This window comes from Metabacillus halosaccharovorans, from assembly GCF_002019635.1.
Taxonomy (GTDB): Bacteria; Bacillota; Bacilli; order Bacillales; family Bacillaceae; genus Metabacillus; species Metabacillus halosaccharovorans.
This window is the reverse complement of record NZ_KV917371.1, coordinates 384,118-400,951: the sequence shown is the minus strand read 5'-3', so window position 1 is coordinate 400,951 and position 16,834 is coordinate 384,118. Positions and strand designations below refer to the sequence as shown.

General features: G+C 36.5%; 11 protein-coding genes and 2 pseudogenes. 9 read left to right on the top strand and 4 right to left on the bottom strand.

Annotated elements, in window-relative coordinates; all coding sequences use genetic code 11:
- The first annotated feature begins 134 nt into the window (after positions 1-134).
- From BK577_RS01975 to BK577_RS01950, 6 genes are all read left to right on the top strand, one after another.
- A complete protein-coding gene (locus BK577_RS01975; RefSeq protein WP_169908060.1) occupies positions 135-1,013 on the top strand; it encodes a 6-phosphofructokinase in 879 nt (292 codons plus the stop codon).
- The gene (tkt, locus tag BK577_RS01970) at positions 1,013-3,025 is read left to right on the top strand and encodes a transketolase (RefSeq protein WP_078431373.1); all 2,013 of its coding nucleotides are present in this window, start codon (positions 1,013-1,015) and stop codon (positions 3,023-3,025) included. Before BK577_RS01975 ends, tkt begins: the two co-directional genes overlap by 1 nt.
- 81 nt (positions 3,026-3,106) lie before the next feature.
- Positions 3,107-4,051, top strand: a complete 945-nt coding sequence (locus tag BK577_RS01965; RefSeq protein ID WP_078431372.1) for a DNA-binding transcriptional repressor DeoR — start codon at positions 3,107-3,109, stop codon at positions 4,049-4,051.
- A 50-nt stretch (positions 4,052-4,101) separates the two neighbouring features.
- On the top strand, positions 4,102-4,626 hold the full coding sequence (locus BK577_RS01960; protein WP_078431371.1) for a type 1 glutamine amidotransferase domain-containing protein: 525 nt from the start codon (positions 4,102-4,104) through the stop codon (positions 4,624-4,626).
- A gap of 87 nt (positions 4,627-4,713) precedes the next feature.
- Positions 4,714-5,112 carry a GNAT family N-acetyltransferase gene (locus tag BK577_RS01955; RefSeq protein WP_078431370.1) on the top strand — a complete coding sequence of 133 codons (399 nt, stop codon included), beginning with the start codon at positions 4,714-4,716 and terminating at the stop codon, positions 5,110-5,112.
- A gap of 354 nt (positions 5,113-5,466) precedes the next feature.
- Positions 5,467-8,511: an efflux RND transporter permease subunit gene (locus BK577_RS01950; protein ID WP_078431369.1), complete on the top strand. Its 3,045-nt coding sequence runs from the start codon at positions 5,467-5,469 to the stop codon at positions 8,509-8,511.
- A 77-nt stretch (positions 8,512-8,588) separates the two neighbouring features.
- Here the strand turns inward: BK577_RS01950 and BK577_RS01945 are convergent.
- A pseudogene (locus BK577_RS01945) lies at positions 8,589-9,379 on the bottom strand (SDR family oxidoreductase).
- 186 nt (positions 9,380-9,565) lie between these two features.
- Here BK577_RS01945 and BK577_RS01940 point away from each other — a divergent pair.
- Positions 9,566-10,993, top strand: coding sequence for a VWA domain-containing protein (locus tag BK577_RS01940; RefSeq protein ID WP_169908059.1), 1,428 nt, complete (start codon positions 9,566-9,568; stop codon positions 10,991-10,993).
- Positions 10,994-11,079: 86 nt separating this feature from the next.
- Here BK577_RS01940 and BK577_RS01935 read toward each other — a convergent pair whose 3' ends face one another.
- Together BK577_RS01935 and BK577_RS01930 are read right to left on the bottom strand one after the other, a co-directional pair.
- On the bottom strand, positions 11,080-12,114 hold the full coding sequence (locus tag BK577_RS01935; protein ID WP_078433428.1) for a sugar ABC transporter substrate-binding protein: 1,035 nt from the start codon (positions 12,112-12,114) through the stop codon (positions 11,080-11,082).
- 49 nt (positions 12,115-12,163) lie between these two features.
- On the bottom strand, positions 12,164-13,873 hold the full coding sequence (locus BK577_RS01930; RefSeq protein WP_245823410.1) for a methyl-accepting chemotaxis protein: 1,710 nt from the start codon (positions 13,871-13,873) through the stop codon (positions 12,164-12,166).
- A 290-nt stretch (positions 13,874-14,163) separates the two neighbouring features.
- Between BK577_RS01930 and BK577_RS01925 the strand changes: the two genes are divergently transcribed.
- Positions 14,164-16,200, top strand: coding sequence for a methyl-accepting chemotaxis protein (locus BK577_RS01925; RefSeq protein ID WP_078431366.1), 2,037 nt, complete (start codon positions 14,164-14,166; stop codon positions 16,198-16,200).
- An 83-nt stretch (positions 16,201-16,283) separates the two neighbouring features.
- A pseudogene (locus BK577_RS26770) lies at positions 16,284-16,370 on the top strand (YjcZ family sporulation protein); the annotation flags it as partial.
- 89 nt (positions 16,371-16,459) lie between these two features.
- Here BK577_RS26770 and BK577_RS01915 read toward each other — a convergent pair.
- On the bottom strand, positions 16,460-16,699 hold the full coding sequence (locus BK577_RS01915; RefSeq protein ID WP_078431364.1) for a hypothetical protein: 240 nt from the start codon (positions 16,697-16,699) through the stop codon (positions 16,460-16,462).
- Positions 16,700-16,834: the final 135 nt, after the last annotated feature.

Sequence of the window (16,834 nt, the reverse complement as noted above, 5' to 3'; positions counted from 1 at the left end):
TTTATTGAAATAAGAAATTTCTCGAAATTTCAGTTATTGCCTATTTATCTTTATAAGTACTTCATGTTATACTAAACAACGTAACAAATGTTCATTTAATTATGAACGAAATTTCGCATAAAGGGGTTACGATAATGAAAATAGGTGTAGTTCATTTTGGTTGTGCTTCAGCAGGTACAGCACAGATCGTTCGTACCCTAGTAGAAGAACTTTCCAGTCAAAGTTACAATGTTATTGGGATTGAATGGGATGATATAGCAAAACAGTTAAATCTAAAGGAACTTAATGAGAATACATATCGTTCTTTTGGTGCAAATTCCCATGTATTGAATGCTTTTCCAATTACTATATGGAACGATCAAATATCCGTACTTGCTAGTGAATTAACAGAGCTTGATCAGGTTATTTTATTAGGGGATACAAAAGTTAATGTAACCGATTTTACAGGAAAATTACTGCAAGTACCTGTTAGTATCTTTAATAACATTGACGATTCAGAACTCACATTGGGTTATGATACTGCGTTAAATTCGATTGTAGAAAATATTGAAAGAGTAAGAGATACGGCCAGTTCTTTATCTTATGGAAAGGTACGAGTTTTTAACGTGCAAATTCCCGGTGCAGAGAATTCGAGGTTATTACATGACACAGCACTGGCTGTTGAAGCTGAAGTAGTGGAGCGAGTTGATTCAACACTTATTGCTCTTTTGAAACAACATATTAAACAAAAAGAAGTGAACAATGAAGGATACACCTTTTTCATGATGGATCAAGATGTTGATCCTGTTGCATTAGAAGAACATTTTGGAGAATTTGACCTTGATTGGAAAGTCGTTGTGATTGATGAATCACAATGCAGTGGTCCATATCCGACTGCATTAGATCGACTTCTCACAAATCAATTGAAAAAAGCAATTGTTGAATGGTCTACATCAGATCAACCATCAGGTCAATTAATCATAAAAGATAAAACAGCAGTATTAAAAGAAATATCATATTCGGAGGGAATATAATGAGCGAATTAACAAAAGTAGAAAAATTATCAATTGAAACGATCCGTACATTATCAATTGATGCAATTGAAAAAGCAAACTCAGGTCACCCAGGTATGCCAATGGGTGCAGCACCTATGGCGTATACGTTATGGACAAAATTCATGAATGTTAACCCTTCTAATCCTGAATGGTTTAACAGAGATCGTTTTGTATTATCAGCTGGACATGGTTCTATGCTTTTATATAGCCTTCTTCACCTTACAGGTTATGATGTATCAATGGATGATTTAAAATCATTTAGACAATGGGGAAGCAAAACTCCAGGACATCCTGAATTCGGTCATACAGCAGGTGTAGATGCAACAACTGGTCCTCTTGGACAAGGAATTGCGATGGCAGTTGGGATGGCAATGGCTGAGCGTCATTTAGCTGAAACTTACAACAAGCCATCTTACAATGTAGTAGATCATTTCACATATGCAATCTGTGGTGATGGAGATCTAATGGAAGGTATTTCTTCTGAGGCAGCATCATTAGCAGCACATTTAAAACTTGGACGTTTAGTTGTTCTTTATGATTCAAATGATATTTCTTTAGATGGTGATCTTGATCGTTCATTCTCTGAAAATGTTGAACAACGTTTTACAGCACAAGGCTGGCAAGTCATCCGTGTTGAGGACGGAAATGATTTGAACGAAATTTCAAATGCGATTGAACAAGCGAAACAAGATCTAAACCGTCCTACACTAATTGAAGTAAAAACAACAATTGGTTTTGGTTCACCAAACAAATCTGGTAAATCAGCTTCACACGGTTCTCCACTTGGTGCGGATGAAATTAAGTTAACAAAAGAAGCGTATGCTTGGACATTTGAACAAGATTTCCATGTACCAGATGAAGTATATGATCACTTTAATAAAACAGTAAAAGAAGCTGGAAGTGCAAAGGAAAATGAGTGGAACGAATTAGTAACTGGATATGAAAAAGAGTATCCGGAGTTAGCAAATCAATTTAAAGTTGCGATCAATGGTGAGCTTCCAGAAGGTTGGGATAAAGATATTCCAGTTTACGAAGAAGGATCAAGCCTTGCATCACGTGCTTCTTCAGGAGCAGTTTTAAATGGTATTGCGAAAAATCTTCCATCATTCTTTGGAGGTTCAGCAGATTTAGCTGGTTCTAACAAAACAACAATTAGCGGTAGTGGTGACTTCACAAGTGAAGATTACAGCGGCCGTAACATCTGGTTTGGTGTACGTGAATTTGCAATGGGTGCTGCATTAAACGGTATGGCACTTCACGGTGGTTTACATGTATTCGGTGGTACTTTCTTCGTATTCTCTGACTACTTACGCCCGGCAATCCGTCTGGCAGCTCTTATGAATTTACCGGTAACATATGTATTCACACATGATAGTATCGCTGTTGGTGAAGATGGTCCAACACATGAGCCGGTAGAACAACTTGCTTCATTACGTGCAATGCCAAATCTTTCAGTGGTTCGTCCAGCAGACGGTAATGAAACTGCAGCAGCATGGAAAACAGCTATCGAGTCTAAATCAACTCCAACTGCATTAGTGTTAACTCGTCAAGACTTACCAACAATCAAAGGAACAAAAGACACTGCATATGAAGGTGTTCAAAAAGGTGCTTATGTTGTTTCTCCAGCTGGAAAAGAAACTGCAGACGTTCTTTTATTAGCATCAGGTTCTGAAGTAGGGTTAGCTGTAGAAGCACAACAAGTTTTAGCTCAAGAAGGCATTGAAGCAGCAGTTGTAAGTATGCCTGCATGGGATCGCTTTGAAAAGCAATCTGTTGAATACAAACGCTCAGTTCTTCCTAAAGAAGTGAAAAAGCGTCTTGCAATTGAAATGGGATCTCCACTAGGTTGGGATCGTTATTCAGGAGATGAAGGAGATATTTTAGCTATCAATACATTTGGTGCATCTGCTCCGGCAAATCGTATTCTAGCTGAATATGGTTTCACTGTTGAAAATGTAGTAGCTCGTGTAAAAAAATTAATCGCTGAATAATAGATGCAAACAACAGAGGCTGACGTACATATAATGTCAGCCTCTCGTTTGTCATATAAAAAAGATAATTAGGTGCTGTAAATGGAAAAAGATAAACTTAATAAAATTGTTGAAGCGGCCAGACTTTATTATCAATTAGATTATAGCCAGCAGGAAATTGCGAAAAAATTGGATGTTTCAAGACCAACTGTTTCCAGATTGCTTAAACAAGCAAAGGATTTAGGAATTGTTGAAATTAAAATCAATAATCCAACGGAAGCAGACGAATTATTAACTGAGCGTATAAAAGAAAAATTTGGACTAAAGGAAGTTGTCGTTGTATCTTTATCAGAGTATGACAATCGTTATATCAAACAACAGCTTGGCGAAGTAGCCGCAAACTATCTTCATAAAATTGTTAAGGATCATGATGTTATTGCGACATCTTGGGGTACGACAGTTTATGAAGTAGCAATGAGGTTAAAGCAAAGACCATTAAGTCATACAACCATCGTTCAACTAAATGGCGGTGTAAGTCATTCCGAAACAAAAACCTATGCATCTGAAATTATTCATTTATTTGGTGAGGCTTTCCACACGCAAACGTTTTTGTTACCGCTGCCAGCAATCGTGGATCACATTGTTGTAAAACAAGCAATTGAAGCGGATCGTCATATTCATAAAATCCTTGACCTTGGTAAAAAAGCGAATATTGCTATCTTTAGTGTAGGAACACCTGTTGTTGACTCAGTATTATTACAGGCAGAGTATTTGTCCAGAGAAGATCAGCATCTTATACAATCCAAAGCAGCTGGTGAAATTTGCTCTCGCTTTTTCGATAAAAATGGAGAGATTTGTGTTGAAAGCTTAAATAACCGTACGATTGGAATTGAGCTGAATGAACTGGCCAAAAAGGAAAAATCGATATTAGTTGCCGGTGGTCCGAAAAAGGTAGAGGCTATATATGGTGCACTTAAGGGCAAGTATGCAAATGTATTGATCACAGATCAACAGACTGCAAATATTTTAGCAGATATGGGATCATAGTTGTCTACACTTAAAAATTACGTTATCGTCAATTATAAGGAGGGAAAGATATGAGATTATCTGGTAAAAAGATCTTAAGCTTTGTCCATGAAGATTTTGAAGATTTGGAGCTGTGGTATCCAATTCATCGCTTGCGTGAGGAAGGAGCTACTGTTCACCTTGCTGGTGAAGAAGCAAATTTTACGTATAAAGGAAAATATGGTGTACCGGCAACATCAGATGTTGATTTTAAACAAGTCAATCCTAATGACTATGATGCCTTATTAGTTCCAGGTGGCTGGGCCCCGGACAAGCTTCGCCGTTTTAAGGAAGTTATTGAGATCACTCAGCATATGGAGGAACAGAAAAAGCCGATCGGACAAATCTGTCATGCAGGCTGGGTGTTAATATCAGCGAAAATTTTACAAGGAAAAAAAGTAACAAGTACACCGGGAATCCGCGACGATATGGAAAATGCGGGTGCAACCTGGTTAGATGAAGCAGTTGTAGTTGACGGACATCTTGTCTCAAGTCAACGCCCACCAGATTTACCTGATTATATGAGAGAATTTATTAAAGTGTTAGAAAACAAATAAGTTTTATGAAGCCCGATTTTTATGTCTTGTAGAAATCGGGCTTATTCGTATATACTGGGAAAAAGTAGGAAGAGGAGACGGCCGAAAATGGAATATACATATAAAGTCTATGATCAAATCAGTGCATTAGAATTATCTCAAGTGTTTAAAGCATCAGGAATCAAAAGACCAGTAGATGATTTACCTCGATTACAGCGTATGCTTGATAAAGCAGATATTACCATCACTGCAAGATTGGGCGGGAAAGTCATAGGGGTAGCCCGTGCAATAACTGATTTTAACTATTGCTGTTATTTATCAGACTTAGCCATCGATAACGAACATCAAAAACAAGGAATCGGTAAAGAACTTGTTCGATTGCTTCAAGAAGAGATAGGCGAGGAAGTATCCCTCTTATTACTTGCATCACAGGAAGCGATGGAATATTACCCGAAAATTGGTTTTACATCAATTGATAATGGATTTTTGATTCGTCGAAACCGTTGAATATTGATACAAAGGCAGACATTGAGTCTGTCTTTTTTTGGTCATTTTTTTCACACAGATAATTGACGCAATCTTAAGGTGAAATAAAAAGATGCAACGTTTTTACATAATGACGCAACCACTTCCATATCAAACGCAACCCTCAGCTAAGTTTGCTGCACTTTATCACCTCCTAATCGAATATACGTCTCAAGCCTTAGATGATTTTACACCTCAAGGCAATTATCGTTTCCACATTTTGTTATTAAAATAAGGTCTGTAGTAATGAACTGATCATACTTCTTTTGACTCAGGTTAGAAAGGAGCACAACATTTTATTAAAAATAAATGGAACTTGAAAGGAGAAATTAGTAAATGTCATGGTTTACGAAATGGTCATTTAAAAACAAAGCAGCCGTTTTCTTAATGTCTGCGATTATTCTTGTTATGGGAGTTCTTAGTTATTTCCGACTTCCAATGGAGTTTTTACCTTCTGCAGACCAGCCGTTTATTTCGGTTGTGACGATGGGGAACGGGGTTGATGCGAGCACGATGGAAGACCAGGTGACAACTCCGATTGAAGAAGCAGTAGAGAGTATGAATGGAAAGCTAAATGTGTTCTCGACTACAGGTGATGGATATTCCTCTGTTGATATTCACCTGGAATCTAGTGTGGATAAGAAAGAAGCAAAACGGGAGATTGAAGAGGCCCTCTTAAGTGTAACACTCCCGGAAAATGTTATGAAGCCAAACATCGTACAGTTAAATACCTCAATGATTCCCGTTTCCTATATCGCTCTTACTTTTGATAAAGGAATCAGTCCGGAAACTGTTCAGTATGCACAGGATGAAATTGTGCCGCAATTTCAAGATATTAAAGGTGTAGCAGAAATTCAAACAAACGGTATTATTCCTTCTTTTGTTTCTGTTAAGCTTAATGAAAAAAAGATGGCTGAAAAAAATGTTTCAATTGAACATATTATGACAATGCTTCAGGGCCAAAATACTGCTGCGGCTGTTTCGGAAACGACAGTTGATGGTAAATCGGCTAACATAAAAGTTATTGGTAATATAAAAACGATAGAAGATCTTGAAGATACAGAAGTGGCTCCAAATGTTCCGCTGCATGAAGTAGCATCCATCTCAATGGAAAAGCAGGAGGGCAATTTAACCAAAGTAAATGGTGCTGATGCTCTTACATTTGTTGTCACAAAGGACAGTCAATCAAATGCAGTAACGATTAGTAAAGAAGTGGAAAACGTATCAAAAGAAATAAACGAGAACTACGATGATTTAGAAACAACCGTCATTTTAGCATCTGCAGATATGGTCGAATCTTCCGTTCACAGTATGATAAAAGAAGTATTACTTGGTGCTCTGTTTGCAACAATTGTCATTATGTTGTTTTTAAGAAATTTACGTTCAACATTGATTACAATCGTCTCCATTCCATTGTCATTAGGCTTTACTCTATTTTTATTAGCTCAATCCGGTGTGACATTAAATATTTTAACACTTGGTGGAGTGGCTGTGGCAGTTGGCCGACTTGTTGATGATAGTATTGTTGTCATTGAAAATATCTTTAGAAGAGCACAAACAGAGAAATTTTCAGTTAACATGGTCATTGAGGCAACAAAAGAAGTAGGCTCTGCCATTACTTCGTCGACATTAACGACAGTTGCCGTTTTCTTACCAATGGGGTTACTTAATGGCGGTCTGCAGGATTTTCTCTTACCATTTGCATTAACGATTACGTACTCATTGTTAGCATCTTTAATTGTGGCGTTAACAATTGTCCCTGTTATGAGTGCCGGATTACTTAAAAACGCTAAAATAAAAGAGCATAAGCCATCAGTACGTTTTTCGGCATTTTTGACTTGGTCCTTAAATCATAAATGGGTCGTCTTTTTAACAGCGATCATCCTTTTGGCAGGATCAATAGGAGCATATTTTGCTCTTCCTAAAGGTTCTGTGAATAAAACTCAAGCTGACTATGTTTTTGTATCATTAGCATATCCGAATGATACACCTATTGAAAAAGTAAAAGAAGAGTCTGTGAAGCTTGAAAACTATATACTGGAACAAAAAGAATTGGAAAATATGTATCTTCAGCTTGGAAATTCTGCTGATGCGGCGAAATATGGTGCTGTTGGAAACCCAACAGAAACTCAGATTATGGCGATCTTAAAAGAAGATGCAGATATGAGCGAATTTATTGAAAAAGTCCTTGATCAAAAAGATGAATATAAGGATGCTGCCTTAGAGGCAACAGAAGCTTCCATGATGGGTGGAGGAAGTACGTCAATTACAATTGATATAATGGGTGATCGTCTAAATGACCTTGTTGCTGTTTCAGAGAATATCCAACAAAAGGTCAAGGAAATTGATGGAGTTGAAGAGGTCACAACAAACCAAGAAGAAACAAAATCAGTTTATTCATTTGTCGTTGATCCAAGTATGGCAAAAGCTGATCAAATTGCCCAACAAGCAGCTGTTATGTTGAATCAAACACCACTGGGTTCAATAGAGGTAAATGACCAGCAAACAATGGTGATGCTGGAGCCTGTTTACTCAGCAGAAACGAAAAAGGACCTTTCAGAGGTTCCAATTATGACACAGGCAGGAATGACACCTATTTCAAAGGTAGCAGAATTAACAGAGACTGAAGAACCAACAAGTTCATTCCATAAAGATGGAAAACAATATGTAAGAGTGACGGTGGATGTTGATCCTGAAAAACTATCAATCATTTCAACAGAAATAAATAGTGAAATTTTTGGAAGTGAAGACCTAGAGGGGATTGATTTGCCAGACGATGTTGAAGTATTTGTTGGTGGTGCAAGTGCAGATCAAGCGAGTGATTTTAATGATTTGTTTATGACGATGTTAGCATCTATCGGGATTGTCTTCCTCATCATGGTCATTACGTTTAAAACGATTCGTGCACCGATTGCTATTCTATTTTCACTGCCACTTGCTGCAATTGGAGCGATTCTTGGAATTATCATTAGTGGAATAACAGTTGATATTACCTCATTATTGGGAGCACTTATGCTTATTGGAATTGTCGTGACAAATGCCATTGTGTTATTAGATCGAGTAAAACAAAATGAAGAAACCATGATCATACGTGATGCCATAGTTGAAGCGGCAACTATTCGAATGAGGCCAATCATTATGACAGCTGTTGCAACAATCTCAGCTATGCTTCCTCTGTTATTTAAAGAAGCGGAGGCAGGAAACTTAGTTTCTGCAAGCTTAGCAGTTGTTGTCATTGGCGGATTAAGTGTTGCGACATTATTAACGCTTGTTGTGATTCCTGTTGTGTATGAATTGTTATACTTTAGAAAGTCAAAAAAGCAACGTAAATTAGCAGAAGAACAAGAGAAGACAATGGCTGTTGATAGAGAGATAATTTAAGAATAGAACGCCGGGTAGATGTATACTCGGCGTCTATTAATTTTGAAAAAAGGCGATACAATAAAAGCAGCCTCTGTTTATCTCAATAATGATTCCGCACCATCAATAAAGATTTCTGTTCCAGTTATATGTGAAGATAAGTCAGAAGCTAAAAATGTAACTAAATCAGCTACCTGTTCCGATTTCCCCGGTTTATGATCGAGAGGTTGGTCTCCCTCAGGAAAAACGATAGGGATTTCAATCTTTTTTAGGTCAGAAGATTGATGAATTGACTCTTGAATATTTGTTTCAATGGCACCAGGACAAATTGCGTTAACACGGACTTTATATCGGGCAAGTTCTAATGCAGCCATTTTCATAAATGCAATCTGTCCGGCTTTTGATGTACTATAAGCGGTAAAACCGTTTGTGAGAAAATGCGGTTACCACTAACAGAGCTTGTAATAATAATACTGCCTCCGTTATCTTTCATAAAAGGAATTGCATATTTAACCGTTAAAAAAGTTCCTGTTAAATTAGTATTTATGGTACGCTCCCAATTTTCCTCATTCATCGTTTCAATCGGAGCCATTTCTCCAGCAATACCGGCATTAGCAAATAAAATATCTATCCTTTTCCACTCATCCATTGCCGCTTCTATTCCTTCTAGTATTTCCTGTGATGAGTTGATATCACACTTTTTAGCAATGGCTTTGCCACCAGCATGTTCAATTTGTTTCTTCACATTATTTGCATGCTCAATATTAATATCTAACAGACACACTTTTACTCCTTCACTTACTAAGCGAAAGGCTGCTGCACGCCCTAACCCGGAACCGCCACCAGTGATAACAGCTACTTTCCCTTTTAGGCTATGATTATTTAACATGTTTTAAGTCCTTTCTTATTTATTTCTTATATATTTAACAGGAATCCATTATCGTAAACCATATAACCATTGGTATTATTATAAGAGAAGGGAGAGATGAAACTTTTATTCTATCTTTTCGTAATATGTAAGGGAGTAAAAGGAATGGAAAAACAATGATAATTAGACAAAATAAGGGTGATGAATATGATTAATAAATATTGGCTTGTCTCTTTTTTCTTAATTCTACTTATTTGTGCAGGTTGTACAAATGAAGGTGAAAAGTTAGCAGCATCATCAAAAGAGAAGAAAGATGAAAAAGCCATAGCAAACCAGGAAGAAAAAAACAAAGGGGAGCTATCAGATATAAATGAGCTTTCCACTTCTGTAACAGTAGAGTCTTTAATGAAATTTCAAGCAGGAGAATTAACTAATAATATTACATATGAAGAAGATACAGAACGAGTCCTATGGGGACTCGAAGAACTTGACCCTCAGTACATAAATAGCATGAAAGAAGTATTGGAACCATTAGCGGAGGAAACGGACGATCCGGAAAAACTTATGAAAGCATTGGTGTTTTATACAGGGAGCCCGAGCTATGATGAAATTGTCCGGGATTTAGATTCGTTTACTCCGGGATTTAATGAACCGCTGCTTCCTCGCCCTGAACAGGTTTCGAAAAGTGCAGGTGCTGAGAAGGAAAACTATTCTTATATTTTACTTGATGCTAGTTCAAGTATGTTACTGGACTCAGAAGGAAAGCTGCGCATGGATATTGCAAAAGAGGCTGTTGAAAGCTTTGCAAAAGCTATAGGTGATACAAGTCAGATTTCACTTGTAGCATTTGGCCATCGAGGTGATGAGTCTGATAGTGGTAAGGGAGAATCATGTTCGAAAATAGAAGAAGTCTATAAAATGGGAGCTTTTGATGCCGAGCGTTTCAATCAATCTCTTTCTACGGTTGAAGCGAAAGGTTGGACCCCTTTAGCAACAGCAATTGAAAAAACGAGTGAATTCAGTAAGGGCCTTAATGGCCAAATCACCATTTATATTGTCAGCGATGGTGTGGAAACATGTGATGGAAATCCTACTAAAGCAGCCGAGAAATTTGTGAAGGAGAAAGGTGAAGACAATGTTTCTGTCAATATAATAGGATTTCAGGTTGATAATGAAGCGGAAAACCAGTTAAAAGCTGTAGCGAATGCAGGAAATGGAGAATATTTTGCCGCGAATGGTGAAGAAGAGTTACTATCCACCATTGAGTATGAATGGCTTCCTTCCATGCTAGAGCTCACATGGGCTCCGGTTAATTATGTTCCAGATGGATGGGAGATTTTCCGCGAAACTGAGAGAATTACGGACTTAACAAATGGATGGACTGCCTCAATGACTAGAGAAAATCAACGATTTCAAGAAGGGTTAAAGATTTGGGAAGAACAAGGGAGTTTAACAGAGGAGACATTAACTAAAATCAAAGAATTAGTGGCTGTTCGAGAAGAGGAATTAACTCGTCTTAAAGATGAGTTACAAGAACGAAATAAGGAGGAAATTGATTCGAAAGTAAACGAGATAAAAGAAAAAGTAAATAAATGGGTTGAAGAAATGAAAAAATTAAAAGAACAGACTCAATAGGTAAATAAAAAAAGATGAACTCTGGATTGGTTTAGAGTTCATCTTTTTTTTAAAAATGCCAAGGTGTGTTTCTCCATTGGTAAATCTTATTTCCTATAAATCTCTTCCTCTGTTAAATACCCATCCTTCACAATTGTTGATTTAATCGTTTCCTTTGTGACAGGCATAGGTTCAAGAAGGATGGTAGGTACATCAATTTTTTGATTATTAATCGTTGTATCTGTGGTAATTGGTTTATCTTTTGCTACATGGTAAGCCATTTCTGCTGCTTGTGTGGCAATTACAGGAATCGGTTTATAGACAGTCATGGTTTGGGTTCCTGCGACAAGTCTTTTCACTCCGTCGAGCTCGGCATCTTGTCCGGAAACAGGAACTTTACCTGCTAATCCAACGTCAGATAGGGCATTAATTACTCCACCTGCAGTACCATCATTGGCTGCAACGACTGCATCGACTTTGTTATTCGATTTTGTTAAAATTGCTTTCATATTATTCTCGGCGTTCTTAGGGTTCCATTCTTCTGTATATTGATCTGCCAATAAGGTAATGTCACCTTTATCAATCAGTGGTTGAAGAACACTTAATGCACCATCTCTAAACAGTACCGCATTATTATCGGTTTCTGCTCCACCAATATAAACAAAGTTTCCTTTAGGTGTGTTTTTAACAATTTCAGTTGCCTGCAGGACACCGACCTTTTTGTTATCAAATGAAATATAGTAATCTAGATCACTTTTTGTGATAAGGCGGTCGTAGGAGATGACTTTGACCTTATGTTTATGAGCTAATTCTACAATCTTTGCTCCTTCTTCAGCATTATGTGGAACAACAACAAGAACATCCACACCTTCTTCGATTAATAATTGTGCTTGCACAAGCTGAACAGCATCCGAGCCGTTTGCTGCTAACGTTTTGACTTGTCCGCCTAACGATTTTACATGATCTTCAAACAGTTGCTTGTCTTTGTACCATCTTTCTTCTTCAAGTGTATCCAATAAAAAACCAATGTATGGAACAGATTCATCTTGAATTAATTTTACTGAAGCTTGTTTGCTGCTCGTTTCTGTCGTTGAACAAGCGGTGCCAACAAGAGCTACTATAGAAAGCAATAAACCTATCATCGCTTTTTTGTATAATACAGTCACTAGTTTTTCCCTCCAACTTTATGTCTTACACTTTGAATTTCCTGATCATCCCGTTCATGCGCTCAACCATTTGAGAAAGAGTATTTGCGCTTGTGGAAATCGAGTCAATCGATTGTGTTTGCTCATATACTGCAGCAGAAATTTCTTCAGAGCCAGCAGCTGATTCTTCTGAAATAGCAGCAATTTGCTCAACTGATTGATTAATTTCCTGGCTTGTTTGTTCAAAATACTGGAAGGCAGTTGAGATATTTTTTACCCGGTTTGCCATTTCTGTTACCTTATCTTTAATATCAGAAAAATACTGACCGGATAATTGGATCTGCTTTGTTCCTTCATTTACTTTTTGGAAGCCATTATTTAGCTCGTGTGACATGGAGCTAGTTTCTTCTTTGATGCTTGTTACAATATTTGTAATGTTTTCAATGGAAGCTGTCACTTCATTTGCTAGTTTCTTCACTTCCGATGCCACAACCGCAAAGCCTTTCCCGCTTTCCCCGGCTCTTGCTGCTTCTATGGAGGCATTTAATGCAAGAAGATTCGTTTGTTCTGCGATCGATTTAATAACAGTAACAAGTTCAGTAATTGATTGTGTTTTTGTTTCAAGACTTTTTACTTTTTCAACAGAGAGTTCAACAATCTTATAGATCATGTCCATCTGTTCCAAAGAATTTTTCATTTGGTTGTCACCATTTATAGATACAGCAAGAACTTCATTGGAAAATTGAACTAATTTTTGACCGTCCTGATTTCCATCAATTAATTTTTGACTAAATTCCTTAATATGTTCAGAGATTTCTGATACCTCATCTGCCTGACTATTCACGCCTGAAGATAATTCTTCAATAGTATTGGCGACCTGTGAGCTTCCTTGTTTTAGTTCTGAAGCAGATACTGCAAATGCAGAACTTTGCTGATCAACATCTGTTGCAATATGTGAAACTTCCACGATCATTTCTCGTAAACGAGCTCCCATATGATTAATAGATTTTGATAATTGTCCTATCTCATCATTTCCATTGCTTTTTAGAGATTCGAAATTAAGATTTCCATTTGCGATTTCCTCACTTGTTGACACTAGCTTGTTTAAATTGGCGGAAATCCTTCTGCTGATTAGAACAAGAAGAACCGTTGAGACAATAAGTGCTATAACAACAGAAATAATAAGTAGATTGATCGTTTGTCCAATATTATTTTGTGATTCTGTTAACGCTGCTCGATTTGAATCTGTAGCCATTGATTTTAGTTTTTCACTTAATTGACTTGTTTCCAACTTTAATGCACTGGCTTCTTCTTGTAATCTTTTAAACTCTTCTGTATTAATTTGTTGAACATTTGGAACGATTGTGCTGAAGAAATATTGATCTAGTTTATGGTTGTTTTCAATGATTTTATTGAAAATCTGAATTTGTTCTTCGTTTTCTAATTGGATTTTCAAATTTTTGGCAATTCCGATGAATTTACGACTATCTTCTAAATACTCAAGAAGTTTTTCATCTTCAGCCAATAAAAGGTATTCTGGTATTTGATTGTACTTTTCGTGATATAAGGAAACTATGTCTGCACTATAAAGTGCCACTTCATTTTTTACTAATGAGTGTTTAATTTTCTGATTTGTTTGCATGAGTAAGCTATACGTAATAAGAACGGAAACTAAAAATGTAATGGTCACAACGAGAAAGACATAAAAGTATTTACCACCAATTTTTGTGTTTTTCCATCGTAAATGATTTAACAACGAGAGATCCCTCCAAAAATAACATCTATCTATCATATTTCTTTTAATATCGACAAAAGTCGATTATTGTTTAATGGAATTCATAGGAATTATGAACTAATAGTACTGGTAATTTTATGAAAATAATAAGTGAAAAATTTCCTAGTTTCTTTGAAAATATTAAAATATTATGAAGAATTTGGTCGAAAATATAGTATAATTGAAAGCGAATACATTGGGAAGATAAAACAACTAAGTAGGGATAGATAGAGAAAACAACTTATTGTTATTTTAAAGAGGGGGATGGGACGATGAAGAAACGTTTGAAAGAACGGAAAAAAAGAGTTCCAAATACTGTGGAATCTCAAAAGAAAAGGAGAAAGGTAAAGTTAAAAGTACCAAGATATGTTGAAGCAATGACGCTTAAGTCAAAAATTATTCTGTTTTTGCTTTTATTTACGCTTATTCCTAGTATTATCATTGGTAATGTCGTGTATTTTGTGTCAATGAATACAATTGAAAATAAAGTATCAACAATGAATGAAGATATTAATGTTCAAGTAACAAAAAATGTAAACAATGCATTAAGAGAGCTTGATAATCTATCGTTAGTACCTTTTTCAAATATGGAACTGATGGACACATTAAGAACCAATGAGGGGTTATCAGAATTTGAAAAGATAACAAAGGAGCGAACAGCTTCAGAATTCTTCTCTAGCATTACTTTTTCAAATAAAAATGCAAAAGCGATGTTTTTTGTGAATAGAGAGGATACTGTATATGGGGAACAGAATCTGGAGGATTTTTCCTTAGGTAATTTCAATTCTTCTCCTTATGCAAAGGAAGTTGAAGATTCAAAAAGTGTGACCACATGGAAGACAGGTATTGAGAACAATTATGAAAGTGTCTATTTGTTCCGGAAATTTGACCGAATTGGTACCATTATTCTTGTAGCAAACGGAGAAGTTTTTCAAGAAGTTTATGAAAATGGACAAGACAATACAGCAAGAGAAATTTCGATCTACAATGAAGATGGAGTCATCATTTCTAGTAATAAACCAGAATTAGTCGGGTCAAAGTTTGAAGACCATAAAAATACAGCAGATAACCTTGTTTCTGAAAAAGAAACTGAGAATGGATGGAAGGTGGCTGTTTCGACCTCAAAGTCCTATTTAATGAAGGAAATTCAAAACGTTATTTACCTCGTTTATTTAATTATTCTGGGCTTTGTTTTGCTGTCAGTGGTTGTAAGTATTTTCTTGGCGAGAAGTATGACGAAACCAATTAATAAAATTGTCGCCATTATGAAAGAAGCAGAAAAAGGGGATTTGACCCACAGAGCTAATTATCTTTATAAGAATGAAGTAGGGCAGCTGGGAAACAGCTTTAATCATATGATTGATAATATGACCTTGATGATTCGGGAAAATAAAAAGGCTTCTACATCTGCCGTGAACAGTGCTAATGATCTTAAGAGAATATCGGCTGAATCCGCTAGTGCAACAGATCAAATTGCGAGCGCTATCGATGAGGTGGCAAAAGGTGCTGTTAGTCAGGTTGATTATTCTGAAAGAACGAACCGTGAAATGAAGGAGCTGTCAAGTGAAATTAATGAAGTAGCCGGTAATATGGTCAAGGTATCAGCTATAACGGAGACATCGAAAAAGTTAAGTAGTCAATCAATCGAGACAATCAAGGAATTAACCGAAAAGAACAAAGAGATGGGAACAAACATTGGTCAAGTTGATTCAACAATGGACCAATTAAATGTAGAAATTGAGCAAATAAAAGATATTGTAAACATAATAAAAGGTGTTAGTGAAGAAACGAATTTGTTATCACTAAATGCAAGCATTGAAGCGGCAAGAGCAGGAGCTGCAGGCAGAGGTTTTGCCGTCGTAGCAAAAGAAATACGCAAGCTTGCTGACCAAACGAAGAGCTCATCGCTGAGAATTGAGACGGTCATTGCCAGTATCTTATCTCAAACAAAAAAATCAGTTGAGCTAGTTAAAACAACGATCGCTCTTTTTAAAGATCAATCATCATCCATTCACGATACTCAACAAGCATTTGAAAATATTTTAGAAGGAACCAATTCGATTATTCATGAAATTGATTATATTGAAGCCTCAATCGGTAAGATTAATTTAAATAAAGAAAAAGTCGAACATGCAATTAATGAGATGGTGGATGTTGCAGAAGTTTCATCGGCTACTACTCAGGAAGTAACGGCGACAACAGAGGAGCAAGCAGCAGCAGCTGAAGAGCTAGGTGACTTGGCTTCTTCTCTTTCACAAACAATTATTGAATTAGAGAAGACAATAAATAAATTTAAAATAAAGGAATAAACCATGTATTAAATAAATGGCCTATATCACTTTCTCAAGGTTTACATACAGTAATAAGGTAGTTGATCTTGGAGGTGAAAGTAATGAGTGAAAATTGCGGTGGAGCAGGGTACGGTAGCGGCTTTGCTTTAATAGTCGTATTATTTATCCTATTAATTATTGTAGGAGCAGGTGCTTTCTCAGGTGGTTATGGATCTGGTTATGGATCTGGTTATGGTTCTGGATATGGCTGGTATTAATTTTTTATGAAAGGGGCGTTTTATCGCCCCTTTTTTGATTTGCATATTCCCATGGAAATACCTCCGCATACAATTTGTACCGCTTTAATCTTTAAATGTGGAAATCTCTTAGCAGCATATTCACAGACAGAATCTTGATGAGTTGATGTTATTTCTGTTCCCAATTCGTCGGCAAATTCAGTATCAAAATCAGATACATATAGAGTAAGAATGACTCCATCTTTTTGACGTTCAACGCCATATTTATGTAAAAATTCCATAGAAAACACACCTCCGTTTATAGTATGGAAATTAAATCATTCACTTATCCCCAAAGTAACATTATGATGAATGATTATAGAAATCGTTTTCAACGGAGAGGAACAGCTAGTATAATAGATGTATTGATATTGAAA

What these genes read in the sequence shown, in the direction of transcription:
- BK577_RS01955 (WP_078431370.1), top strand. Translation starts at nt 4,714, where the DNA reads ATGGAATATACATATAAAGTCTATGATCAAATCAGTGCATTAGAATTA.
- BK577_RS01925 (WP_078431366.1), top strand. Translation starts at nt 14,164, where the DNA reads ATGAAGAAACGTTTGAAAGAACGGAAAAAAAGAGTTCCAAATACTGTG.
- BK577_RS01960 (WP_078431371.1), top strand. Translation starts at nt 4,102, where the DNA reads ATGAGATTATCTGGTAAAAAGATCTTAAGCTTTGTCCATGAAGATTTT.
- BK577_RS01940 (WP_169908059.1), top strand. Translation starts at nt 9,566, where the DNA reads ATGATTAATAAATATTGGCTTGTCTCTTTTTTCTTAATTCTACTTATT.
- BK577_RS01950 (WP_078431369.1), top strand. Translation starts at nt 5,467, where the DNA reads ATGTCATGGTTTACGAAATGGTCATTTAAAAACAAAGCAGCCGTTTTC.
- BK577_RS01975 (WP_169908060.1), top strand. Translation starts at nt 135, where the DNA reads ATGAAAATAGGTGTAGTTCATTTTGGTTGTGCTTCAGCAGGTACAGCA.
- BK577_RS01965 (WP_078431372.1), top strand. Translation starts at nt 3,107, where the DNA reads ATGGAAAAAGATAAACTTAATAAAATTGTTGAAGCGGCCAGACTTTAT.
- tkt (WP_078431373.1), top strand. Translation starts at nt 1,013, where the DNA reads ATGAGCGAATTAACAAAAGTAGAAAAATTATCAATTGAAACGATCCGT.
- BK577_RS01935 (WP_078433428.1), bottom strand. Translation starts at nt 12,114, where the DNA reads ATGATAGGTTTATTGCTTTCTATAGTAGCTCTTGTTGGCACCGCTTGT.
- BK577_RS01915 (WP_078431364.1), bottom strand. Translation starts at nt 16,699, where the DNA reads ATGGAATTTTTACATAAATATGGCGTTGAACGTCAAAAAGATGGAGTC.